Raw genomic sequence first — 20930 nt, 5'->3', positions numbered from 1 at the left:
GTTGTGCGATTACAACATATGCTCCGTCATCTTAGGGGGACAATCTACCCAGATTGTCTGCGCAAGGTCAAATAACAAGCCGATTCAGAACATGTATTTCCCTCACCTGTCCCAAGGCGCCTGTCATGTAACTTACTTACATCCCTATTTGGCTAGACGCAGAAGCGCCGGATCAGGTGCTGCAGCACCGCCGTGGTCGGTTTGACGAACGACAGATCCAGGTATTCATCGGGCTGGTGGGCCTGGGTGATATGGCCTGGGCCCATCACTATGGTCTCGCAACCCAGTTGCTGGATAAAGGGGGCTTCGGTGCAATAGTTCACGGACTCGGCGGCCCGGCCGCTCGCCTTTTCCGCCTCCCGCACCAGCTCGGAGTCATCCTGGCAGGCATAGGCCGGAATGGGTTCGTGCAGGTGCTGCAGGTGCAGGCAGCCGGGCTGGTGGATCTCGATGGGGGAGAGCGCCTCTTTCAGCATGCCCATCAGCTCGTCGGGACCCACCTGCGGGGTGGGACGCATGTCGATGTGCAGCTCGCAGCAGCCGCAGATGCGGTTCGGGCTGTCGCCCCCCTGGATGTAGCCGAGGTTCAGGGTGGGCTGGGGCACGGCGAAGCGATGGTCGGCGTACTTCTCCTTCAGATCCTGCTGGAGCCTGAGCACCTGACCCATGGCCTTGTGCATGATCTCCATGGCATTGACGCCGTTGGCGGGATCCGAACTGTGGCCGCTTCGGCCTGTGATGCGAATAGCTTCCGACATGTGGCCCTTGTGGGCCACCACGGGCACCAGCCCGGTGGGTTCGCCGATCACCGCGTAATCGGGTTTGAGTTCAGCTGCGGCGGCGATGGCGCGGGCCCCGGCCATGGTGGTCTCTTCATCGGCGGTGGCCAGGATGCGCAGCGGCTTGCTCAGGGTCTTGAGGTCGACCTCCTTGAGCGCTTCCACGATAAAGGCGAAGAAGCCCTTCATGTCGATGGTGCCGAGCCCGTACAGGCGGTTGCCCTCTTCGGTCACCTTGAAGGGGTCTTTGGTCCAGGCTCCTTCATCGAAGGGAACGGTATCCGTGTGACCCGCGAGCAGCAGCCCCCCTTCTCCCTGACCATAGGTCGCCACCAGGTTGAACTTGCCCGGCAGATCCGGCAGGGCCGTGACCTCGCACTGGAACCCAAGCTGGCCGAACCAGTCGGCCAGCAGCCGGATCACCGCCTCATTGCTCTGATCCCAGCGAGTATCCGTGCTGCTGATAGAGGGAATCGCAATAATATTCTTATAAAGTGAAAAAAAATCCAGTTTGGCCATCAGCTCCTCCTTGCGTCCCCGGAGTGTTTCTGTTAGAAAATACAAATGCAAAGTGAGTGCATGAATATTCTGTTCGAGTGCTCATCGACAAGGCCTCTAGTTGTAAGGGAAAGTTAATGTTCTGTCACCTGATCTGTAACCGACGACGCATATCCGCCTGAATTGCCCCTCCGCACTCGTTGCATCAAAGGGGCGATAGCCGACCCCTTGCACCGCAGCACCATGCTGTGAATTTCGAACCCAGACTTGGAATACTCAAACATGCTTAAGACCGTTATCGTCGGTGCCAGTGGCTACGCGGGGGCCGAACTGGCCGCTCTGGTCCAGAACCATCCACAACTCGAGCTGTTCGGCCTCTATGTTTCCGCCGGCAGCCAGGACGCCCACAAGCGCTTCTCTTCCCTGCATCCCCAGTGGGTGGGCAAGCTGGATCAGCCGCTGCTGCCCCTGGACGAAGACGGCATGACCCGGATCCTGACCCAGGCCGATCTGGTGGTGCTGGCCACTGCTCACGAGGTGAGTGCAGAACTCGCGCCCAAGTTCCTGGCCAAGGGGTTGCCGGTGTTCGATCTCTCCGGTGCCTTCCGGGTCAACGATCAGCAGTTCTACTCCTCCTTCTACGGCTTCACCCACGAGAATGAGCAGTGGCTGGAGCAGGCCGCCTACGGTCTGGCCGAGTGGAATGCCGATGCCGTCAAGGCCGCTCAGCTGATTGCCGTGCCGGGATGCTACCCGACCGCCTCCCTGTGCGCTCTCAAGCCGCTGCAACAGGCCGGGCTGATTGCCCAGGGGTGGCAGCCCATCATCAATGCGGTTTCCGGCGTCTCCGGGGCCGGTCGCAAGGCCGCCATCAACACCAGTTTCTGCGAAGTGAGCCTCAATCCCTACGGCACCTTCAATCACAGGCACCAGCCGGAGATCAGCCACCACCTCGGCAAGGAGGTGCTGTTCCAGCCCCACCTCGGCAACTATGTGCGGGGCATCCTGGCCACCATCTATGTGCAACTGGCGGAAGGGGTGACGCCGACCCAGGTGGATCAGGCCTACCTCAAGGCCTACGAAGGCAAGCCGCTGGTACGCCTCACCGGCCAGATGCCCTCCATCCGCGGCGTGGCGAGCACGCCCTACTGCGACATCGCCTGGCAGCAGCAGGGCAACATGCTGGTGGTGGTTTCTGCCATCGACAACCTGCTCAAGGGGGCCGCCTCGCAAGCCATGCAGTGCATAAATATCAAGTTTGGTTTTGAACCGGCCACCGGCCTGATTTAACGCTTTAAGAAAGGATCGAGAAGATGGACAAGCAGACGCTGGTAATCAAGTTGGGTGGTGCCCTGATCGAGAACGACGAGGCCCTGACCGCCCTGTTCGCCACCCTGAAGACCTTCCTGGATGATCAGCACCGTCCTCTGGTGCTGGTGCACGGTGGTGGCTGCCTGGTGGACGACCTGCTCAAGGGGCTGGGCATGACCTCCACCAAGAAGAACGGCCTGCGGGTGACCCCGTTCGAGCAGATCCCCGTGATTGCCGGTGCCCTGGCCGGTACCGCCAACAAGATGATGATGGCCAAGGCCATCTCCACCGGCATTCCTGCTGTGGGTCTGTGCCTCGCCGACGGCGGTCTGTGCCAGGTGACCCAGCTCGATCCGGATCTCGGTGCGGTCGGTGACTGCAAACCGGGCAACCCGGCGCTGGTGGCCGGCATCCTGGGGCAGGGCTTCCTGCCGGTGGTGAGCTCCATCGGCATTACCGCCGACGGACAGATGATGAACGTCAATGCGGATCAGGCGGCCACCGCCATCGCCGAAGCGCTGGGCGCCGATCTGGTGATGCTGTCGGATGTGAGCGGCATTCTGGATGGCAAGGGCAAGCTGGTGCCGCAACTGGACAAGCAGAGCGCGCTGGACCTGATGGAGAAGGGCGTTATCACGGATGGCATGGCCGTCAAGGTGAAAGCCGCCCTGCACGCCGCCGAAACTCTGGGCAAGCCGGTCTGTGTCGCCAGTTGGCGCTACCCGGATCAGCTGCTCAAGCTGCTGGCTGGCGGCGCGGTCGGCACCCAGGTCACCCTCTGATCTCCACCGGGAAAAGGACAATCCGATGCAACATCTTCTGAAAGACAGTGATTTAAGCAAGGCCCAGATCGAGGCGCTGCTGGCGCTTGGCAAAGCGGTCAAGGCCGATCCGAAGAAATACAGCCAGGCCCTGGCGGGCAAGAGCGTGGTCACCCTGTTCGAGAAGCCCTCCCTGCGTACCCGGGTCACCTTCGACATCGGCATCGCCAAACTGGGTGGTCACAGTGTCTATCTGGATCAGCAGAACGGCGCGCTCGGCAAGCGGGAGTCGGTGAAGGATTTCGCCAGCAACCTGTCCCGCTGGTGTGACGCCATCGTCGCCCGGGTGTTCGATCACCAGACCCTGGTCGAGCTGGCCGAGTTCGGCTCGGTGCCTGTGGTCAACAGCCTGTGCAACCTCTACCACCCCTGCCAGGGGCTGGCGGATTTCATGACCATCAGCGAGCACTACAGCGATCTGTCCAAGGTGAAGCTGGCCTATCTCGGCGATGGCAACAACGTGAGCCACTCCCTGCTGCTGCTGGGGGCGACCCTCGGCACCGATGTGACCCTGGTCTGCCCGAAAGGCCATGGCCCGGATACCCAGATCTTCCTGCAGGCCCAGGCGCTGGCAGCTCAATCTGGCGCGACCATACATATCAGCGATGATGTCGCGGATATCGAAGGCTTTGACGTGGTTTATACCGATACCTGGGTTTCCATGGGTGACAACACACCAATGGAGCAGGTAAAAGATATCTTCATGCCTTATCAGATCAACCAGGCCCTGCTCGATCGGACCGGCATCCAGCACGTGCTGCACTGCCAGCCGGCCCACCGGGAGCTGGAGATCACCTCGGAGGTCATGGACGGCCCAGCCTCCCTCATCATGGATGAGGCAGAAAACCGGATGCATATCCAGAACGCCGTGCTGCTGACCCTGTTCGGACAGGGCCAGAAGTAATCCGGCAACCGACCCGGAATCACCCCTTTTTATCGAATCATCACGGAGAGAAGTAAATGAGCGGAATCAACAAGATCGTACTGGCTTACTCGGGCGGACTGGATACCTCGGCCATCATTCCCTGGCTGAAGGAGCACTATGACGCTGAAATCATCGCCTTCGTCGCCGACGTGGGCCAGGAGCGTGACGATCTGGAAGGGATCGAGCAGAAGGCCATCGCCTCCGGCGCGGTCAAGTGCATCGTCAAGGATCTGCGGGAAGAGTTCGTCAAAGAGTATGTCTACCCGACCCTGAAGACCGGCGCCGTCTATGAAGGCACCTACCTGCTGGGCACCTCCATGGCCCGTCCGGTGATCGCCAAGGCGATGGTCGAGGCTGCCCTGGCAGAAGGGGCTGATGCCATCTCCCACGGTTGCACCGGCAAGGGCAACGACCAGGTGCGGTTCGAAGGGGCGGTAGCTGCTCTGGCGCCCCAGCTGAAAGTGATCGCCCCCTGGCGGTTGTGGGACATGCGCTCCCGGGAAGATCTGCTGGCCTATCTGGAAGCCCGCAACATCCCCTGCAAGGCGACCCTGAAGAAGATCTATAGCCGTGACGCCAACGCCTGGCACATCTCCACCGAGGGTGGCGAGCTGGAGAGCACCTGGAACGAGCCGTCCGAAGCGGTCTGGCAGTGGACCGTCTCTGCAGAGGATGCCCCGAACGAGCCGGAATACGTCAAGCTGACCGTGGCCAAGGGCGAAGTGGTCGCCGTAGACGATCAGCCGCTCAGCCCGCACCAGATCCTGACCACCCTGAACGAGCGTGCCGGCAAGCACGGCGTGGGCCGGATCGACATCACCGAGAACCGGATGGTGGGCATGAAGTCCCGTGGCTGCTACGAGACCCCGGGTGGTACCGTGATGGTTGCCGCACTGCGCGCCGTGGAAGAGCTGGTACTGGACAGACCGACCCGCGCCTGGCGGGAAAAACTCGGCGCCGAGTTCTCCCACCTGGTGTATGACGGTCGCTGGTTCACCCCGCTGTGCAAGGCCATTGTCGCCTCCGCCAACGCCATTGCCGAGGAGCTCGACGGTGAAGTGGTGCTGAAGATGTACAAGGGTCAGGTCACCGCGGTGCAGAAGAAGTCGCCGAACAGCCTCTACTCCGAAGACTTCGCCACCTTCGGTGCCGACGAAGTGTACGATCAGAGCCATGCCGAAGGCTTCATCCGTCTCTACACCCTGGCGAGCCGGATCCGCGCCATGAAAGAGCAGCATCAAGCCATCGGTGGCGACCATACCCACGGCTAAACAAGCGCTATCACCCGTTGATTCGAGGGGGCATGGCCCCCTCTTCTATAGGCAGAGGGCATGGCCCCTGAGCCATCATCGGCAGGTGTGACAAGAGCGGCAGCGCCCCGGCCGCTTCTGTGAGATAACAGGGGAGGTTTTCGAATTATTTGGTGTGCTTTGCCCCCTTCTCCCCTTGCGGGAGAAGGGTTGGGGATGAGGGGGAGGTCATTGGCCATTCCCCTCACCCTAGCCCTCTCCCAGAGGGAGAGGGGACCGGCTCGTAGCTGCTGGATGTGACGTGTTTAACGGCAACAGCGTCGCTCACCACCGCACTGTTATGCAGAAAAAAACAGGGCAAGATTTTTTGCGCGCAGGCCAAGGGGCTGCGCCAGTACGGCAGGCGCAAGGGCGCCGCCGACAACGCATTCAAGGAGAGCAGTATGGCACTTTGGGGTGGACGCTTCAGTCAGGGAGCCGATAGCCGGTTCAAGCAGTTCAACGATTCGCTGCGGTTCGACTACCGTCTGGCGGAGCAGGATATTCAGGGCTCCATGGCCTGGGCCAAAGCGCTGGTCAAGGTGGGCGTGTTGACCGAGGGTGAGCAGGCCAAGTTGCAGCAGGCGATGGAAGTGCTGCTCGCCTCCGTGCAGCAGGATCCCCAGCAGATCCTGAACTCGGACGCCGAAGACATCCACTCCTGGGTCGAGAGCCAGCTCATCGACGCCGTCGGCGCCCTTGGCAAGAAGCTGCACACCGGCCGCTCGCGCAACGATCAGGTCGCCACCGACCTGAAACTCTGGTGCAAGGCCCAGGGCGAGCTGCTGCTCGCCTCCATTACCGCCCTGCAACAGGGGCTGGTCACCTCCGCCCGCGCCAATCAGGCCGCGGTGCTGCCCGGTTACACCCATCTGCAGCGGGCCCAACCGGTCACCTACGCCCACTGGGCGCTGGCCTATGTGGAGATGCTGGAGCGGGACCATTCCCGGCTGCAGGATGCCCTCAAGCGCCTCGACACCAGCCCGCTCGGCTGCGGCGCCCTGGCGGGCACCGCCTACGCCATCGACCGCGAAGCCTTGGCGCTCGACATGGGCTTTGCCGGCGCTACCCGCAACAGCCTGGATTCGGTGTCCGATCGGGATCACGTGGTGGAGCTGATGCACGTCGCGTCCCTCTCCATGACCCACCTGTCGCGCTTTGCCGAAGATCTCATCTTCTACAACACCGGCGAGGCGGGCTTTGTCGAGCTGTCTGACGCCGTCACCTCCGGCTCGTCCCTGATGCCCCAGAAGAAGAACCCGGACGCGCTGGAGCTCATTCGTGGCAAGACCGGCCGGGTGGTCGGCGCCCAGATGGGTATGCTGATGAGCCTCAAGGCGCTGCCGCTGGCCTACAACAAGGACATGCAGGAAGACAAAGAGGGGCTGTTCGACGCCCTCGACACCTGGCACGACTGCCTCGATATGGCGGCGCTGGTGCTGATCGATCTGAAGGTCAATGGCGAGCGGACCAAGGCGGCGGCCCAGGGCGGCTACGCCAACGCCACCGAGCTGGCGGACTATCTGGTGGCCAAGGGCATTCCGTTCCGCGAGGCGCACCATATCGTCGGTGAGACCGTGGTCTATGCGATCCAGGTGAAAAAGCCCCTGGAAGAGCTCTCCCTCCCCGAGTTCCAGCGCTTCAGCCCCGTGGTGGGGGAGGATGTTTACCCGAACCTGGAGCTGGAAGCGACCCTGGCCAAGCGGGTTGCCAAGGGAGGCGTCGCTCGCGAGCAGATAGAGGCAGCTCTCACCGCCGCCGAGGCCTGGCTGGCCAAACGGGCGGGTTAAGCCAATCGGCTTGCCATGGGAACAAGAAGGCAGAACGGCAACCCCAGGGTTGCCGTTTTTTTATGGGCACGCCTCGGCGCCGTGAGGCGCGTTGACCAGGCGCTGTTCAGCCCCTGTGTCCGGCGCTGGCCTGATGCACGGCGTCCGTGAGCAGTCGTTGCAACTGGCATCTGGCCTCGTCGGCTTCATGGCTGGCGGCGAGCAGCACCACCCCCAGGGTGCCCGGTGAGGGCAGCACGTCGCCGAGGAGGGCGAGACTGGCCGGCATGCCGATGGGGGAACGCACCGTGATCCCGAGCCCAGCCTGCACGGCGGCCCAGATCCCGCCCAGGCTCTGGCTGGTGAAGGCGATCCGCCAGGGGATCCCTGCATCGTCGAGGGCGCGGATGGCCCGTGCCCGCATCAGGCAGGGGGCATCGAAGAGCACCAGGGGCAGGGGCTCCCCGCGCGCGAGCAAAGGGGCGGGGTCCCACTCGGGGTGGGCAATCCAGGCCAGTTGCACCACCTCGATGAGGGAAAGATCCTCCCGCTCTCCCTGTGGCTGCCAGGCGAGAGCCATGTCGAGGGTGCCTTCCCTGATCCCCTGCACCAGGGCCCCGTTGCGATCGATGCGGGTCGTCATGCGCAGGGCCGGGTGCTGGCGACAGAGGGGTCCCAGCACGGCGGGGAGCAAAGATTCACCGAAGTCCTCCTGCACCCCGAGCCGGATCTCCCCTTGCAGCAGTTCCCCTTTGAGGGCGAGTACGGCTTCGTCATTGAGCGCCAGCAGCCGCTTGGCGTAGCCCAGCAGGCGCTCACCGCTGGCCGTCGGCACCAGGTGACGTCCCTGCTTCATGACCAGATCGGTGCCGCACTGCTGTTCGAGTTTTTTCAACTGGGCGCTGACCGCCGAGGTGGAGCGGCACAGCCGCTGCGCCGCCAGCGCAAAGCTGCCGCACTCCAGCCCCAGCACGTAGCTGCGCAGGGCATCGAGATCCAGGCTGGGGGGAAGGGGTGACATAACTATCCTTATAATCGGGATGATTGGTCTTTAATATTTCGATTTTTTAAATTGTAGCAGTGAGGGAGAGTGGCTTCATCCACCAAGGAGATTGCCATGACACCCGATGTTCCCGATCGCGCCACCCTGGCGCAGCTTGCCCCCCGACTCGCCCGACTGGCGGAAGAGACGCTGTTTGGCGATATCTGGCAGCGCCCCACCCTCTCGGCCCGCGAGCGCAGCCTGATCACCCTGGCCATCCTGGCGTCACTGGGCCGGGTGCAACAACTGCCCTGGCATATTGCATTCGCCCGGCAAAACGGCCTGTCCCGGGATGAGCTGGAAGAGCTGTTCACCCATCTTGCCTTCTACGCCGGTTTGCCCGCCGCAGTGACGGCCGTGGGCTATCTGCCCCCCCGCGAGGAGGTGACCCCATGCCGCTGACCCGTATCACCCTGTGCGAGGGGATGAGCGACGCACACCTGCAACAACTCAGCGCCCTCTACCACCAGACCCTGGTGGAGGTGTTCGAGGTGCCGCCGAAGGATAAATTCCAGATCCTCGAGATCTTGCCTGCCAGTGCGCTCATCTATGACCCCCACTACCAGACCGGCCGCCGGGACCAGGGTTTCATCCTCTTCCAGATCCTGGCGGGCAAGGTGCGCAGCACCGTAACCAGGGAGCGGCTTTATGCACGTCTCGCCGAGCGCCTTGAGGCCGAGCTTGGGATCCACCCCGACAACCTCATGGTGGTGATCCAGCAGACCGATGCCGCGGCGTGGAGTTTCGGCCAGGGCCGGATGTTCAGACAGGAGGTGGCCTCATGATCGCCATGCACTACCGATTCACCCTGCCCGCAGACTACGACATGGCGCTGATCGAGCAGCGGATCGCCAGCAATGGCGCCAGACTGGACGGCTTTCCCGGTCTGTTGTTCAAGGCCTATCTCTACAGCCGTCAGGACGATGGGGCCCTGCCGGGGCAGGAGAACCGCTATGCCCCCTTCTATGTGTGGCACAGCGCCGAGGCGATGCACCGATTCCTGGCAAGCGAGGGATTCGCGGCGCTCACCCGGCATTTCGGCTGGCCCCGCATCGAGACCTGGCATCTGCTGCGGGCGCCGGATCCGGCCTCCCTCGACGGGGCTTGCATGGCCAGGCTGCGGCGCACCAAGGTCGCTTCCCACGACCAGCTGGCCGACCTGCACGGCGAGGCCATGGTGAGCGGCTGGGATCTCACCCGATGGGAATGGCTGGAGGCGGATTTTCTCCCGTCCCCCTCATCGCCCTTGCCTGGCGGGGGCGAGATCTACCGTGTCGGCTATCTGGCGAAGGGGGGCGGGGGGGTAAAGCGGAATTATCTTTGTCATTGAGGTTATTTTTCCATTCACTTGGGCTGTGAAAGTGATATTCGCATCGTGAACATAGGGTGTTATATCGCGCTTGTGGATGATGATGTGGCATTGCGGCCACCTGCGGCAATGAACTGGCTCAGTGGGACACATTCAGGGTGACGGCCCGCGCCGGGCAGGGCATGATCCCGCTGCAATGCGTATGGACGCGTCAACCGGATCAAGGAGTTCCCATGTACCTGCCACCCCATTTCGCCGTTACCGACCCCGAGGCGCTGCACCAGCTGATGCAGGCGCACCCCTGGGGGCCCTGATCACCTGTGGTGAAGGGGGGCTGGATGCCAACCACCTGCCGTTCGAGTTCGATGGGGAGCAGGGGGCCCACGGTGTGCTGCGGGCCCATGTGGCCCGCAACAACCCACTCTGGCAGGAGGTGAAAGAGGGCGACGAGGTGCTGGTGATCTTCAGAGCCGCCGAGGGTTATATCTCTCCCAGCTGGTATCCGGGCAAGCAGGTGCATCACCAGCAGGTGCCCACCTGGAACTATGCCGTGGTGCACGCCCATGGCCGTATCCGGGTGAGGGACGATGCCCGCTTCGTGCGTCGCCTGCTCGCGACCCTGACCCGTACCCACGAGGCGGGAGAGTCCATTCCCTGGAAGATGGCGGATGCACCGAGAGACTATCTCGAGACCATGGTGCAGGCCGTGGTGGGCATAGAGATCGAGATTGAGCGGCTGGTCGGCAAGTTCAAGCTGGGTCAGAACAAAGAGGCGGCGGATCGCCTGGGAGCGGCCAATGCCCTGCAGGAGCGCGGGCAGAGCACGCTGGCAGAGGCGATGCTGAGTCCACCTTCCTCACTACCCTAGCGTGGCATCATGGGATCCGGCCCGACAAAAACGGCAACCTCTAGGTTGCCGTTTTTCATGGTTCCACTCCCGTTCACGCGCTGGCATTGAGCAGTTTGCCGACACCTTCCCCCTTGCCATTGGGCAGGGTTTGCTTGAAGGCGTAGAGCAGCTGATCGAGGTTGAGGTCGCTGTTGCCAAGGGAGCCTTTGAGGGTGTCGAGCTCGCTCTGCAGCGCGTCGAGGCGGGTGCTCTGGGTGCCGTCTGCCAACTGGATGCGGGCGGCATCGATGGCCTGGGGCAGCGACTGGCCCGAGGATTCCTGGCCCAGGGTCTGCATCAGCGCCCCCATGAAGTGGTTGATGGCAGGGCGGTTCTGCTCGCTGTCAGCCTCCTGGATGCCAAGGCGCTGGAACAGGCTCTGCACCGTGGGGGCAAGGTGCTCTTCCTGCACGGCAGGCTCGGTCTGGGCGGGCGGCGTGCTGTCGCCCAGCAGCTTGCTGCCGAGCTTGATGGCAAGGGAGGCGAGGGGAAGCAGGGTGCCGATGGCGATCATGATGTCACTCTCCGTACGACTGATGTCATGACGGAGCAGGGAACGGGCCAGCTTGGCGATCATTCAGCCGAAAAATGGCAGGGGATTGATCCTGCTGTGAATTTCGTTTTTGCCAGGCAGAGGGCGAGCGGGTGCGAACGGGGGCGGCGGCAAACCCTTGCAGCCCGGGGGCTGGTTGGTTTGCCACCCGGCTTGCCGGATCAGAGATCCTTGAACGGGCGGCGCTTCTCCTCCTCGATGACGATGGCCTCCAGATTGGCGATGCGCTCCTGCAACTCCTTGATGATCATGTCCTGCTTGCCGAGACGGTCGGTAATGCGGGCATCCCCCATCTGGTAGCGGGCGCGCTTGGTGAGATAGCTGAACGACACGCTGATAAAGACGATCAGAACGATACCTGTCCACATGGTCATGAATGACTCCTTTCAAGATTTGAACGAGAGGATCTGTCTCCCGCGCTGTCGTTGTCTCATACCCGACCTTGGGCGGCAATGCCCGCTTGGTTGTTCAGAGCGGCCAGAGCGGCCAGCCGAGCCAGATCCCGAGCAGCAGCAACTGCCCCCAGACGATGGCCCAGAACCGCAGGCGGTAGCTCCCTTTCTGGGTCTTGTGGCGCAGCCACTGGCGGGCGACCAGGGCGCCGGGCCAGCCGCCGCACAGCTCAAGCAGGTGCAGGCGGGCCTCGGGCACGCGCCAGCCGCCACGAATGGCCTGGCGCTTGTCCCAGGCGTAGGCAGCCAGGGTCAGCAGGCTCATCAGCAGGATCAGGGCCAGCGGCCACCAGTTGGCGTCCCGCGCGCCGAGCCAGCCTGCCCAACCCAAAGGCAGCAGGGCAAGGGCCATCATGACAGGCACGCCGGATCCCGGGTCTCGCCCGGGTGTAGCGTGCGGATCACCCGGGCCGGATTGCCCACCGCCAGGGAGTCCGCCGGGATGTCCCGGGTCACCACGGCGCCAGCCCCTATGATGGAGCGGGGCCCTATGGTGACGCCTGGGCAGATGATGGCCCCGCCGCCAATCCAGCAGTCATCGCCGATCCGCACCGGCTTGTTGTAGGCGGTCCAGTTGCGTCGCTCCAGATAGTCCATGGTGTGGGTGGCGGTGTAGATCTGCACGTTGGGGGCCAGCAGCACATGGTTGCCGATATGCACCTCGCCTACGTCGAGTATGGTGACGTTGAAGTTGAAGAAGGTCTTCTCGCCGATGTGGATGTTGCGGCCGAATTCGCAGGTGAAGGGGGTACTGATCCAGCAGGAGTCGGGACAGTGGGCGAAGAGGTCGCGGCAGATCTGCTGGCGCAGGACGTGATCCCCCGCCGGTGAGGCGTTGAGTCGGCTCAGCAGCGTCTGGCCGCGAATGCGGTCGTTCGCTATCTCCTCGCTCTGGCTGTCCAGGGCGCCCCCCGCCAGTACCTTGTCCCAGTCGCTTGCCATGGTCATCTCCTCCTGCTGCAAGAGGGGGCAGTATACGCGACAAGGGGAAAGGGTGTCAGAGTGAGTGCCGGGCCCGTCAGGTGATCCCCGTCATCCTGTCATCACGTCATCACGTCATCACGTCATCACGTCATCACGTCATCAGGACAAGGGGCAGGATGAGCAGGATGGAGACGAGGTAGGGGAGCAAGACCCGCCGCCCCAGGCTGCGTCCGCCAATCACCAGTGCCAGCACCCCTTTCACCAGGGAGTTGACCAGCCCGGCGAGCAGTATGCCCCTGGCCGCCACCTCCAGGGCCAGCTCCTTCTGGGCGAGCTGGGAGAGGGAGAGGGTGATGGCGTCCACGTCCGTGATGCCGGAGACCAGCGACAGCAGATAGACCCCGGAGTTGCCCACCTTGCTTTGCAGCAGGGTGGCCATGAAGCCGATGAGGGCGAGCAGCAGGCCGAACTTGATGGCGGTGGCGAGATCCAGTGGGTTGCGGGTTTCGGGCTGTACCGGGCCGTCCGGCATCTCTTCCCGCTGGCGCCAGAACCAGAAGGCAAAGCCGTAGACGATGGCTGCCAGCAGCAGCAGGGGGGCGGCCAGACGCAGCGCCAGCTCTCCGTGGATGATCAGCACCAGTGTCAGCAGCCTGAGCCACATGGTGGCCCCCGCCAGCAGGATGCCGGTGGCCAGCAGCCGCTCCAGCCCTCCCTGCTCCTTGTTGAGGCGGGCAAATTGCAGGGTGAGGGCGGTGGAGGAGGCGAGCCCCGCCAGCATGCTGGTGAGCACCAGTCCGGAGCGGGTGCCGAGCAGGCGCACCGCAAAGTGACCACAGAACGAGATGCCGGCAATCACCACCACCATGAGCCAGATCTTGAAGGGATTGAAGGCATTGAGGGGACCCATCTCGGCATCGGGGAGCACAGGCAGCAGCACCAGGGAGATGAGCAGAAAGCGCAGGGTGGCGTGAAATTCCAGTTCGCTCAAGAACAGCATCCCCTGCTGGATCTTGCCCTTGAGCCCCATCAGGAGGGCCGCCAGCACGGCGCAGGCCACCGCCTCGCTCGGGCTCTGCAGCACCGACATCAGCCCCAGCAGGTAGGTGAGCACCATGGCCACCGAGCTGGTGAGGCCGAACTCCCCCTGCCAGCGCTGGGCCAGCCAGACCGAGAGGCCGCACCCCGTCACCACGGTCAGCAGACCGAGCAGAGCCAGCCAGGGCCCCAGGGTGGGCAGCAGCAGGGCGCAGACCCCGCCGAGCAGACCGATGAGGCCATAGGTGCGCATCCCGGCGATGCGCTGGTTGTCTCCGAGCTGGCGCACCTGCCAGCCCCGCTCCAGCCCGATGATGAGCCCGATGGCCAGGGACACCAGGGCGCCGTAGACGGGCTCGGCCTCTATCCACATGGGTTTCTCCTCCCGCTGCCGTTTCAGTGAGGATGGCACAGGGCATCCCGGGGCAGGGGGAGCTGGCCCACAGAGCGGGTGTCCCGCCTGCCGGGGCCTTGCAAACAAAAAAAAGGCGCCACCTGGAGGGGGCGCCTGGAAAGGTCAAACCTTGCGGTTTGCAGACCAACGGAACCAAAGATCACACACTTCACACTCAGCACTGCTGTGGGGGCAGGGCTCAACCCTGCCACTTGCCTCCTTCCACTATCACGTCGTTGGGATCGGTATCGGCGCTAAGCTTGTCGCGCACATACTGGTCGTAGAGTTTGAGCAGGTACTTCTCTTCCCCCAGCTTGGCGAGACGGTCGTTGACCCAGTCACGCAGCTCGATATTGCCCTTCTTCACCGCCGGGGCGATGGGGTCTTCCGAGCCCAGCTTCTCGGGCAGCACCCGATAGCCCGGGTTCTCCTTGGCCCAGCTGAACAACACCAGGTTGTCCTGGGCGTAGGCGTCGCCGCGGCCCTGGGCCAGGGCCTGCAGGGATTCGGTGTTCTTCTCGAACTTGAGCACCTTCCACTCCGGGTGGTTGCGGGTCAGCCAGATGTCGGCCGTGGTGCCGGTGGTGACGATAAGCCGCTTGCCGGCCAGATCGTCGAGCTTCTTGGCGTCGCTGCCTTCCGGCACCAGCACCTGCACCGCGACCTTGAGGTTCGGGTTGGTGAAGTCCACCACCTGCCGCCGCTCCGGGGTCACCGTCATGTTGGCGAGGATGAGATCCACCTTGTCGCTCTGCAGGAAGGGGATGCGACTGGCGGGCTCCACCGCCACGAACTCGACCTTGTTCTCGTCCCCCAGCAGATCCTTGGCGAAGCGGCGGCCGAGATTGGTGTCAAAGCCGACGTAGTTGCCCTTCTCGTCCACATAGCCAAACGGCGGCTTGTCGGTGAAGACGCCGACGATGAGCTTGTCCCGCGCCTTGATCTTGGCGAGGGAACCGTCTTCTGCCTGGGCGGCGCCGCTGGCGAGGCCCAGGCCGATGAGGGCGCTAAACAGGACCGAGGTAATTATCTTCATGCTGACTCCTTTCGTTTGCTGACAGTTGTATAAGAAAACTTGGCGAGGAACTGGCGGGCACGCTGGCTCCTGGGATTGTCGAAAAATTGATGGGGGGCGGCCTGCTCCAGGATGTGGCCGCCGTCCATGAAGACGATGCGATCCGCCACCGCCTGGGCGAACGCCAGCTCGTGGGTGACGATGAGCAGGGTCATGCCGCTGCCGGCGAGATCCCGGATCACCTCCAGCACCTCCTGCACCATCTCGGGATCCAGCGCTGCGGTCACCTCGTCAAACAGCATCACCTGGGGGTTCATGCACAGGGCCCGCACGATGGCGATGCGCTGCTGCTGGCCGCCGGAGAGCTGGCGCGGATAGTCATGGCGCCGCTCCCACAGGCCGATGCGGGTCAGCAGCTGTTCCGCTTGCAACAGGGCCTCGGCTCGCTCCCGCTTCTGCACCTGCACAGGGCCGAGCAGCACGTTCTCCAGCACCGTCAGGTTGGGGAAGAGGTGATAGCTCTGGAACACCATGCCGATGCGCTGGCGAAGCCGCTGCCAGTCGGTGTTGGCATCCAGCAACTCTCCGTCGAAGCGAATGTCGCCCCCCTGAATGGGTTCGAGCCCGTTGAGGGTGCGCAGCAAGGTGCTCTTGCCGCAGCCGCTCGGCCCCAGGATGACGATCACTTCCCCTGGGTTCACCGTGAGGCTGACCTCATCCAGTACCCGGTGTTGGCCGAATTGTTTGCTGACAGCATTGAGCTCAAGCAGAGGTGTCATACCGCATTACCCCATTGTTGCTCCAGCCGGCGCGAGGCGAGCGAGAGCGGATAGCAGACCAGAAAAAAGAACAGGAACAGCAGACCGTAGATAAGCAGCGAGCCATAGGTGCGCTCGATGATCTGCTGGCCCACCTTGATCACCTCCACCACCCCGATCAGCACCGCCAGCGAGCTGGTCTTGATGATGCGGGTGTAGATGTTGATGGTGGGCGGCGTCAGCCGTTGCAGCGCCTGGGGCAGCAGCACGTGGCGATAGAGCTGCCAGCGGGAGAGCCCGAGCGCCAGGCCAGCCTCCTGCTGGCCGCGGGCGAGGGAGTTGAGGCCGCCGCGCACCACCTCCCCCACCTCGCTGGCGCCCCAGAGGGCCAGCACCAGCACGGCGCACCAGAAGGCCGGGATGTCCAGGCCAAAGAAGATCGGCAGCCCGAAGAAGAAGAGGTAGAGCCAGACCAGCACGGGCACCACCCGAAACAGCTCCAGATACAGCCGCAGCACCCCTTGAGTCAGGCGGCCGCCCTGCTGGGCCAGCACGCCGTAACCCAGACCACCCAGGGTCGCGAACAGGATGGCGAGCAGCGATATGGCGAGGGTCTGACCCGCGCCCACCGCCAGCAGCGGCAGCGCCTGCGTCAGCTGCTCAGTGACCGGACTGGCCATAGTGATCCCTCCTTTCTTGTGTATGGGTGGCGAGTGACGGCGGCTGCAGCTGCAGGAAGATAAGTGCCCACATCGGGATCCTCGCCTGCATCAGCGATTCAGTGACCGAACTGACCATATTGATCCCTCCTTTCCTCTGCATGGGTGGCGAGTGAGGGTGGCAGCAGGACAATAGGTGTCTGCATCAGTTGCTCAATGACTGAACTGACCATGTTGCAGCCTCCTTTCAACGACGCGCAGGGCAAGGGAGAGCGGCAGAAAGATCAGCACGCACATCAAGGTCAGCACCGCCAGCATCTCGTAGGTCTTGTAGTAGAGGGCGATGTAGTTCCTGGTGGTGTAGAGCAGCTCCGGCACCGCCACTGCCGAGGCCACCGTGGTCTCTTTGAGCAGAAAGATGAAGTTGGCAAACAGCGCCGGCAGGCTGGCGAGCCAGGCCTGGGGCAGCTGGACGTGGCGCAGCAGCTGCCAGCGGGAGAGGCCGATGGCCCGGCCCGCTTCCAGCTGGCTGGGGGGGATTGCCTGAACGCCTGCCCGCAGCGCCTCGGTGAGGTAACCGCCACCGAGGAAGGTCATGGCGATCACTGCCGTGGCAAAGCCGGAGAGCGAGATGCCGAGCGCCGGCAGCCCGAAGTAGAGAAAGAACAGCTGGATCAAGAGCGGCGTGTTGCGGGCCAGCTCCACATAGGCGCGGATCACCCCGTTCAGCCAGGGCTTGTGCAGGCTCAGCAGCGTCACATTGAGCAGCGCCACGACGAGCGAGGTGAGGATCACGATGGCGCCGAGCTGCAAGGTGACCCAGACCGATTGGCCGAACGCCGGCAGGGTGGTGAGAACAAAGGACCAGTCGAAGCTCATGCCGGGATCCTCCCGTCGCGGCGCAGCCGCTGGAGCACGACCGTGATGGCATCCGGGTACTTGATGCCGGCGCCGGTGTTGAGCACCACCACCCGCTCGCCCCCCTGTATCCAGCCCGCTTCCCGCAGCTGGCGGGCGGCGGCGAAGGCGGCCGCCCCTTCCGGGCAGACGAAGCTGCCTTCGCGCGCGGCGAGCTGGCGGATCTCGCGCTGGATGGCGCTATCGTCCACCGCGATGGCGCACCCCTCGGTGCGATAGAGGGCGTCCAGCACCAGAAAGTCCCCCAGCGCCTTGGGCACGTTGATGCCAAAGGCGAGGGTCTGGGAATCGGGCCAGAAGCGCGATTCGCGCTCCCCCTGCTGCCAGGCCTGGACGATGGGGGCGCAGCCGCTTGCCTGCACCGCCACCAGTCGCGGCAGTGGCCCCTTGACCCAGCCCAGCTCCTGCAACTCCCGCAGCGCCTTGTAGATGCCGATGAGACCGACTCCGCCGCCGGTGGGGTAGAGGATGACGTCCGGCAGGGTCCAGCCGAGCTGCTCGGCGATCTCCAGCCCCATGGTCTTCTTGCCCTCGATGCGATAGGGCTCCTTGAGGGTGGAGGCATCGAACAGCCCCTGCTCGGCCACCGTCTCGGCCACCTGGCGACCGGCGTCGCTGATGAGGCCATCCACCAGATAGAGGCGGGCACCGGCCAGCGAGGTCTCCAGTCTTGTGATGGCGGGGGCCGCCTGGGGCATGACTATGGTGCTGCGCAAGCCGGCGCGGGCGCCGTAAAGCGCCCAGGCGGCCCCGGCGTTGCCGTTGGTGGGCATGGCGAAGTGGGTGACACCGAGTTCGCGGGCACGGGAGACGCCGACTGCGGCGCCACGGGCCTTGAAGGAGCCGGTGGGGGTGAGGCTCTCATCCTTCATCCAGAGATCCGGAATGCCGATCTGCTTGCCGAAAGCGGGCAGGGGCAGCAGAGGGGTGAAGCCTTCCCCCAGGGTGATCACCTGGGCGGGGTCGCGCACCGGCAGCAGCTCGTGGTAGCGCCACAGGCTGGCGGGGCGCCCCAGCAGGACGGCCGGGTGCCAGGCCTGCTTCAGGGCCTCGAGGTCGTAGCTGGCCAGCAAGGGGGCGCCGACCGGGCTCAACTGCTGGGGCTGATCGGCATCCACAATCTCGCCGGTCTTGCTGCAACGCAGATGTGATAGGTAGCTGTACGGCATGCTTTATCCTGAATGGCTCACGTTGGCTGGTGTCTTATTCCATCCTGTGACCAAAGGGCCGGATAACAAACAAAATAAAGCGGCAAACTTAAGCGAAAAAATTCATATGGCTCCCCCGTGTCGGCGGACCACCCTCTGCCACCGGTCGGGGGGTTGGGCCATCCGGCGCGCTTTGTTAACCTGCCCGCTTCACCCGAAATCGCAGGGAGCCGCATCGATGCGAGCCATTGTCAGCCTGCTGGCCCTGTCACTGCTGTGTGCGTGCAGCGGCCAGTCAACCAAAGAGGATGCCATGTCAGGGAAAGCGCGCCTTCACTACCCCGTCACCCGTCAGGGTGAGCAGGTGGATCACTACTTCGGCCAGGCCGTGGCCGACCCCTATCGCTGGCTGGAAGATGATCGCAGCCCCGAGACCGAGGCCTGGGTCAAGGCCCAGAACCGGGTGACTCAGGGTTACCTGGCACAGATCCCGTATCGCGCCGCCATCAAGGAGAAGCTGGCCGCCTCCTGGAACTATGCCAAGGAGGGGGCGCCGTTTCGCGAGGGGCGCTACCACTACTTCTTCAAGAACGACGGCCTGCAGAACCAGAACGTGCTGTGGCGCCAGCAGGAGGGCAAGCCGGCCGAGGTGTTCCTCGATCCCAATACCCTCAGCCCCGACGGCACCACGGCGCTGGATCAACTGAGCTTCTCCCGCGATGGCCGCATCCTGGCCTACTCCTTGTCGCTGGCCGGCAGCGACTGGCGCGAGATCCACCTGATGGACGTAGAGAGCAAGCAGCCGCTGGAGGCGCCCCTCAAGGACGTGAAGTTCAGCGGCATCAGCTGGCTCGGCAACGAGGGCTTCTTCTACTCGAGCTACGACAAGCCCGACGGCAGCGAGCTGTCGGCCAGGACCGATCAGCACAAGGTCTATTTCCACCGGCTAGGCACGGCGCAGGAGGATGACCGGCTGGTGTTCGGCGCCATCCCGGCCCAGCACCACCGCTATGTGGGGGCGACCGTCACCGAAGATGACCGCTTCCTGCTCATCTCGGCGGCGAACTCCACCTCAGGCAACCGCCTCTATGTGAAGGATCTGAGCCAGGAGAACGCGCCGCTGCTGACGGTGCAGGGGGATCTGGAGGCGGACGTGAGCCTGGTGGACAACCAGGGCAGCACCCTTTACCTGCTGACCAACCGGGACGCCCCCAACGGCCGGCTGGTGACGGTGGATGCCGCCAACCCGGGCCCGGCCCACTGGCGGGATCTCATCCCCGAGCGTCAGCAGGTGCTGACGGTGCACAGCGGCAGCGGCTATCTGTTCGCCGAGTACATGGTGGATGCCACCGCCCGGGTCGAGCAGTTCGACTACGAAGGCAAGCGAGTGCGCGAGGTGGCGCTGCCCGGCCTTGGCAGCGTCAGCGGCTTCAACGGCAAGCACGATGATCCCGCCCTCTACTTCGGCTTCGAGAACTATGCCCAGCCGCCCACGCTCTACCGGTTCGAGCCAAAGAGCGGCGCCATCAGCCTCTATCGCGCCTCGGCGGCGCCGTTCAAACCGGAGGATTACGTCTCCGAGCAGCGCTTCTACCAGAGCAAGGACGGCACCCGGGTGCCGCTCATCATCAGCTACCGCAAGGGCCTCAAGCTTGATGGCAGCAATCCGACCATCCTCTACGGCTACGGCGGTTTCGACGTGAGCCTGACCCCGAGCTTCAGCGTAGCGGTGGCCAACTGGCTCGATCTGGGGGGCGTCTATGCGGTGGCCAACCTGCGCGGGGGCGGCGAGTACGGCCAGGCCTGGCACCTGGCGGGCACCAGGATGAACAAGCAGAACGTGTTCGACGACTTCATCGCGGCGGCCGAGTACCTCAAGGCCGAGGGCTACACCCGCACCGATCGGCTGGCGATCCGCGGTGGCTCCAACGGCGGTCTGCTGGTGGGGGCGGTAATGACCCAGCGGCCGGATCTGATGCGGGTCGCCCTGCCGGCGGTGGGGGTGCTCGACATGTTGCGCTACCACACCTTCACCGCCGGGGCAGGCTGGGCCTATGACTACGGCACCAGCGCCGACAGCGAGGCGATGTTCGACTACCTGAAGGGCTACTCGCCGCTGCACAACGTCCGGGCCGGGGTCAGCTACCCCTCGACCCTGGTGACCACGGCGGATCACGACGATCGGGTGGTGCCGGCTCACTCCTTCAAGTTTGCCGCCACCCTGCAGGCCGACAATGCCGGCCCCCATCCCCAGCTCATCCGTATCGAGACCAATGCCGGGCACGGGGCGGGTACGCCGGTGGCGAAACTGATCGAGCAGAGTGCGGACATCTATGCCTTCACCCTGTACGAGATGGGCTACCGGGAGCTGCCGCGTCAGCCTTGATCCGGGCGAGACGGGCGCCAGCCATCCACTATCATCAGGGCCCTGCGGGGCCC

The 20930-nt window shown here is 63.9% G+C and carries 21 protein-coding genes and 1 pseudogene; 10 read left to right on the top strand and 12 right to left on the bottom strand.

The genetic code is table 11. The features are described 5' to 3' along the window. Positions 1-152: 152 nt before the first annotated feature. Entirely contained in the window at positions 153-1298 is a 1146-nt protein-coding gene (gene argE, locus AB5Y54_RS07460; protein WP_039040568.1) for an acetylornithine deacetylase, read from the bottom strand. 261 nt (positions 1299-1559) lie between these two features. Here argE and argC point away from each other — a divergent pair, with 261 nt between their 5' ends. The 5 genes from argC (at position 1560) to argH (ending at position 7413) form a co-directional block, all read left to right on the top strand. Next, on the top strand, positions 1560-2567 hold the full coding sequence (gene argC, locus AB5Y54_RS07455; protein ID WP_010675690.1) for an N-acetyl-gamma-glutamyl-phosphate reductase: 1008 nt from the start codon (positions 1560-1562) through the stop codon (positions 2565-2567). Positions 2568-2590: 23 nt separating this feature from the next. Beyond that, the gene (gene argB / locus AB5Y54_RS07450) at positions 2591-3370 is read left to right on the top strand and encodes an acetylglutamate kinase (RefSeq protein WP_010675689.1); all 780 of its coding nucleotides are present in this window, start codon (positions 2591-2593) and stop codon (positions 3368-3370) included. Positions 3371-3395: 25 nt separating this feature from the next. Beyond that, complete coding sequence (locus AB5Y54_RS07445) at positions 3396-4313, top strand: ornithine carbamoyltransferase (protein WP_010675688.1); 918 nt, start codon at positions 3396-3398, stop codon at positions 4311-4313. 56 nt (positions 4314-4369) lie between these two features. Then, entirely contained in the window at positions 4370-5605 is a 1236-nt protein-coding gene (locus tag AB5Y54_RS07440) for an argininosuccinate synthase (protein ID WP_010675687.1), read from the top strand. Between the two features lie 422 nt (positions 5606-6027). Further along, entirely contained in the window at positions 6028-7413 is a 1386-nt protein-coding gene (gene argH / locus AB5Y54_RS07435; protein ID WP_223931649.1) for an argininosuccinate lyase, read from the top strand. A gap of 106 nt (positions 7414-7519) precedes the next feature. Here argH and AB5Y54_RS07430 read toward each other — a convergent pair whose 3' ends face one another. Next, a complete protein-coding gene (locus AB5Y54_RS07430) occupies positions 7520-8413 on the bottom strand; it encodes a LysR substrate-binding domain-containing protein (protein WP_223931648.1) in 894 nt (297 codons plus the stop codon). A gap of 96 nt (positions 8414-8509) precedes the next feature. Here AB5Y54_RS07430 and AB5Y54_RS07425 point away from each other — a divergent pair, with 96 nt between their 5' ends. From AB5Y54_RS07425 to AB5Y54_RS07410, 4 genes and pseudogenes are all read left to right on the top strand, one after another. Beyond that, complete coding sequence (locus AB5Y54_RS07425; protein WP_010675684.1) at positions 8510-8836, top strand: carboxymuconolactone decarboxylase family protein; 327 nt, start codon at positions 8510-8512, stop codon at positions 8834-8836. Then, positions 8827-9219 (top strand): tautomerase family protein, encoded by a 393-nt coding sequence (locus AB5Y54_RS07420; protein ID WP_143237072.1) that lies wholly within the window; start codon positions 8827-8829, stop codon positions 9217-9219. The genes AB5Y54_RS07425 and AB5Y54_RS07420 overlap by 10 nt, the downstream gene beginning before the upstream one ends. Further along, on the top strand, positions 9216-9764 hold the full coding sequence (locus tag AB5Y54_RS07415) for a DUF4865 family protein (RefSeq protein WP_143237073.1): 549 nt from the start codon (positions 9216-9218) through the stop codon (positions 9762-9764). The genes AB5Y54_RS07420 and AB5Y54_RS07415 overlap by 4 nt, the downstream gene beginning before the upstream one ends. A gap of 212 nt (positions 9765-9976) precedes the next feature. Further along, positions 9977-10611 (top strand): annotated as a pseudogene (locus tag AB5Y54_RS07410) (FMN-binding negative transcriptional regulator). A 73-nt stretch (positions 10612-10684) separates the two neighbouring features. Here the strand turns inward: AB5Y54_RS07410 and AB5Y54_RS07405 are convergent. From AB5Y54_RS07405 to AB5Y54_RS07360, 10 genes are all read right to left on the bottom strand, one after another. Further along, the gene (locus AB5Y54_RS07405; protein ID WP_368153416.1) at positions 10685-11146 is read right to left on the bottom strand and encodes a hypothetical protein; all 462 of its coding nucleotides are present in this window, start codon (positions 11144-11146) and stop codon (positions 10685-10687) included. Between the two features lie 200 nt (positions 11147-11346). Further along, positions 11347-11559: a hypothetical protein gene (locus AB5Y54_RS07400; protein ID WP_043154852.1), complete on the bottom strand. Its 213-nt coding sequence runs from the start codon at positions 11557-11559 to the stop codon at positions 11347-11349. 94 nt (positions 11560-11653) lie between these two features. Next, positions 11654-11992: a DUF1294 domain-containing protein gene (locus AB5Y54_RS07395; RefSeq protein WP_041211693.1), complete on the bottom strand. Its 339-nt coding sequence runs from the start codon at positions 11990-11992 to the stop codon at positions 11654-11656. After that, positions 11989-12579, bottom strand: coding sequence for a sugar O-acetyltransferase (locus AB5Y54_RS07390; protein WP_143237075.1), 591 nt, complete (start codon positions 12577-12579; stop codon positions 11989-11991). Before AB5Y54_RS07390 ends, AB5Y54_RS07395 begins: the two co-directional genes overlap by 4 nt. Before the next feature lie 133 nt (positions 12580-12712). After that, entirely contained in the window at positions 12713-13972 is a 1260-nt protein-coding gene (locus tag AB5Y54_RS07385) for an MgtC/SapB family protein (protein ID WP_143237076.1), read from the bottom strand. A gap of 220 nt (positions 13973-14192) precedes the next feature. Beyond that, positions 14193-15029 (bottom strand): transporter substrate-binding domain-containing protein, encoded by an 837-nt coding sequence (locus AB5Y54_RS07380; protein ID WP_143237077.1) that lies wholly within the window; start codon positions 15027-15029, stop codon positions 14193-14195. Further along, positions 15026-15787: an amino acid ABC transporter ATP-binding protein gene (locus AB5Y54_RS07375; protein WP_143237078.1), complete on the bottom strand. Its 762-nt coding sequence runs from the start codon at positions 15785-15787 to the stop codon at positions 15026-15028. Before AB5Y54_RS07375 ends, AB5Y54_RS07380 begins: the two co-directional genes overlap by 4 nt. Next, positions 15784-16446, bottom strand: coding sequence for an amino acid ABC transporter permease (locus AB5Y54_RS07370; protein ID WP_128344898.1), 663 nt, complete (start codon positions 16444-16446; stop codon positions 15784-15786). Before AB5Y54_RS07370 ends, AB5Y54_RS07375 begins: the two co-directional genes overlap by 4 nt. A 192-nt stretch (positions 16447-16638) precedes the next feature. After that, positions 16639-17304: an amino acid ABC transporter permease gene (locus tag AB5Y54_RS07365; protein ID WP_143237079.1), complete on the bottom strand. Its 666-nt coding sequence runs from the start codon at positions 17302-17304 to the stop codon at positions 16639-16641. After that, positions 17301-18512: a threonine synthase gene (locus tag AB5Y54_RS07360; protein WP_368153414.1), complete on the bottom strand. Its 1212-nt coding sequence runs from the start codon at positions 18510-18512 to the stop codon at positions 17301-17303. Before AB5Y54_RS07360 ends, AB5Y54_RS07365 begins: the two co-directional genes overlap by 4 nt. A 217-nt stretch (positions 18513-18729) precedes the next feature. Here AB5Y54_RS07360 and AB5Y54_RS07355 point away from each other — a divergent pair, with 217 nt between their 5' ends. After that, positions 18730-20877, top strand: a complete 2148-nt coding sequence (locus AB5Y54_RS07355) for a prolyl oligopeptidase family protein (RefSeq protein WP_102948899.1) — start codon at positions 18730-18732, stop codon at positions 20875-20877. Positions 20878-20930: the final 53 nt, after the last annotated feature.

It is taken from the genome of Aeromonas sp. s9, assembly GCF_040907765.1.
GTDB classification, from domain to species: Bacteria; Pseudomonadota; Gammaproteobacteria; order Enterobacterales; family Aeromonadaceae; genus Aeromonas; species Aeromonas caviae.
The sequence above is the reverse complement of the archived record's forward strand: the minus strand, read 5'-3'. Positions and strand labels throughout refer to the sequence as shown.

Excerpts from the sequence above, each read along its gene's own strand:
- AB5Y54_RS07420 (WP_143237072.1), top strand. The coding sequence starts at position 8,827 with ATGCCGCTGACCCGTATCACCCTGTGCGAGGGGATGAGCGACGCACAC.
- AB5Y54_RS07385 (WP_143237076.1), bottom strand. The coding sequence starts at position 13,972 with ATGTGGATAGAGGCCGAGCCCGTCTACGGCGCCCTGGTGTCCCTGGCC.
- AB5Y54_RS07430 (WP_223931648.1), bottom strand. The coding sequence starts at position 8,413 with ATGTCACCCCTTCCCCCCAGCCTGGATCTCGATGCCCTGCGCAGCTAC.
- argC (WP_010675690.1), top strand. The coding sequence starts at position 1,560 with ATGCTTAAGACCGTTATCGTCGGTGCCAGTGGCTACGCGGGGGCCGAA.
- AB5Y54_RS07360 (WP_368153414.1), bottom strand. The coding sequence starts at position 18,512 with ATGCCGTACAGCTACCTATCACATCTGCGTTGCAGCAAGACCGGCGAG.
- AB5Y54_RS07390 (WP_143237075.1), bottom strand. The coding sequence starts at position 12,579 with ATGGCAAGCGACTGGGACAAGGTACTGGCGGGGGGCGCCCTGGACAGC.
- AB5Y54_RS07395 (WP_041211693.1), bottom strand. The coding sequence starts at position 11,992 with ATGATGGCCCTTGCCCTGCTGCCTTTGGGTTGGGCAGGCTGGCTCGGC.
- AB5Y54_RS07365 (WP_143237079.1), bottom strand. The coding sequence starts at position 17,304 with ATGAGCTTCGACTGGTCCTTTGTTCTCACCACCCTGCCGGCGTTCGGC.
- AB5Y54_RS07405 (WP_368153416.1), bottom strand. The coding sequence starts at position 11,146 with ATGATCGCCATCGGCACCCTGCTTCCCCTCGCCTCCCTTGCCATCAAG.
- argE (WP_039040568.1), bottom strand. The coding sequence starts at position 1,298 with ATGGCCAAACTGGATTTTTTTTCACTTTATAAGAATATTATTGCGATT.
- argH (WP_223931649.1), top strand. The coding sequence starts at position 6,028 with ATGGCACTTTGGGGTGGACGCTTCAGTCAGGGAGCCGATAGCCGGTTC.
- AB5Y54_RS07355 (WP_102948899.1), top strand. The coding sequence starts at position 18,730 with ATGCGAGCCATTGTCAGCCTGCTGGCCCTGTCACTGCTGTGTGCGTGC.
- AB5Y54_RS07375 (WP_143237078.1), bottom strand. The coding sequence starts at position 15,787 with ATGACACCTCTGCTTGAGCTCAATGCTGTCAGCAAACAATTCGGCCAA.
- AB5Y54_RS07370 (WP_128344898.1), bottom strand. The coding sequence starts at position 16,446 with ATGGCCAGTCCGGTCACTGAGCAGCTGACGCAGGCGCTGCCGCTGCTG.
- AB5Y54_RS07445 (WP_010675688.1), top strand. The coding sequence starts at position 3,396 with ATGCAACATCTTCTGAAAGACAGTGATTTAAGCAAGGCCCAGATCGAG.
- AB5Y54_RS07415 (WP_143237073.1), top strand. The coding sequence starts at position 9,216 with ATGATCGCCATGCACTACCGATTCACCCTGCCCGCAGACTACGACATG.
- AB5Y54_RS07425 (WP_010675684.1), top strand. The coding sequence starts at position 8,510 with ATGACACCCGATGTTCCCGATCGCGCCACCCTGGCGCAGCTTGCCCCC.
- AB5Y54_RS07380 (WP_143237077.1), bottom strand. The coding sequence starts at position 15,029 with ATGAAGATAATTACCTCGGTCCTGTTTAGCGCCCTCATCGGCCTGGGC.
- AB5Y54_RS07400 (WP_043154852.1), bottom strand. The coding sequence starts at position 11,559 with ATGACCATGTGGACAGGTATCGTTCTGATCGTCTTTATCAGCGTGTCG.
- argB (WP_010675689.1), top strand. The coding sequence starts at position 2,591 with ATGGACAAGCAGACGCTGGTAATCAAGTTGGGTGGTGCCCTGATCGAG.
- AB5Y54_RS07440 (WP_010675687.1), top strand. The coding sequence starts at position 4,370 with ATGAGCGGAATCAACAAGATCGTACTGGCTTACTCGGGCGGACTGGAT.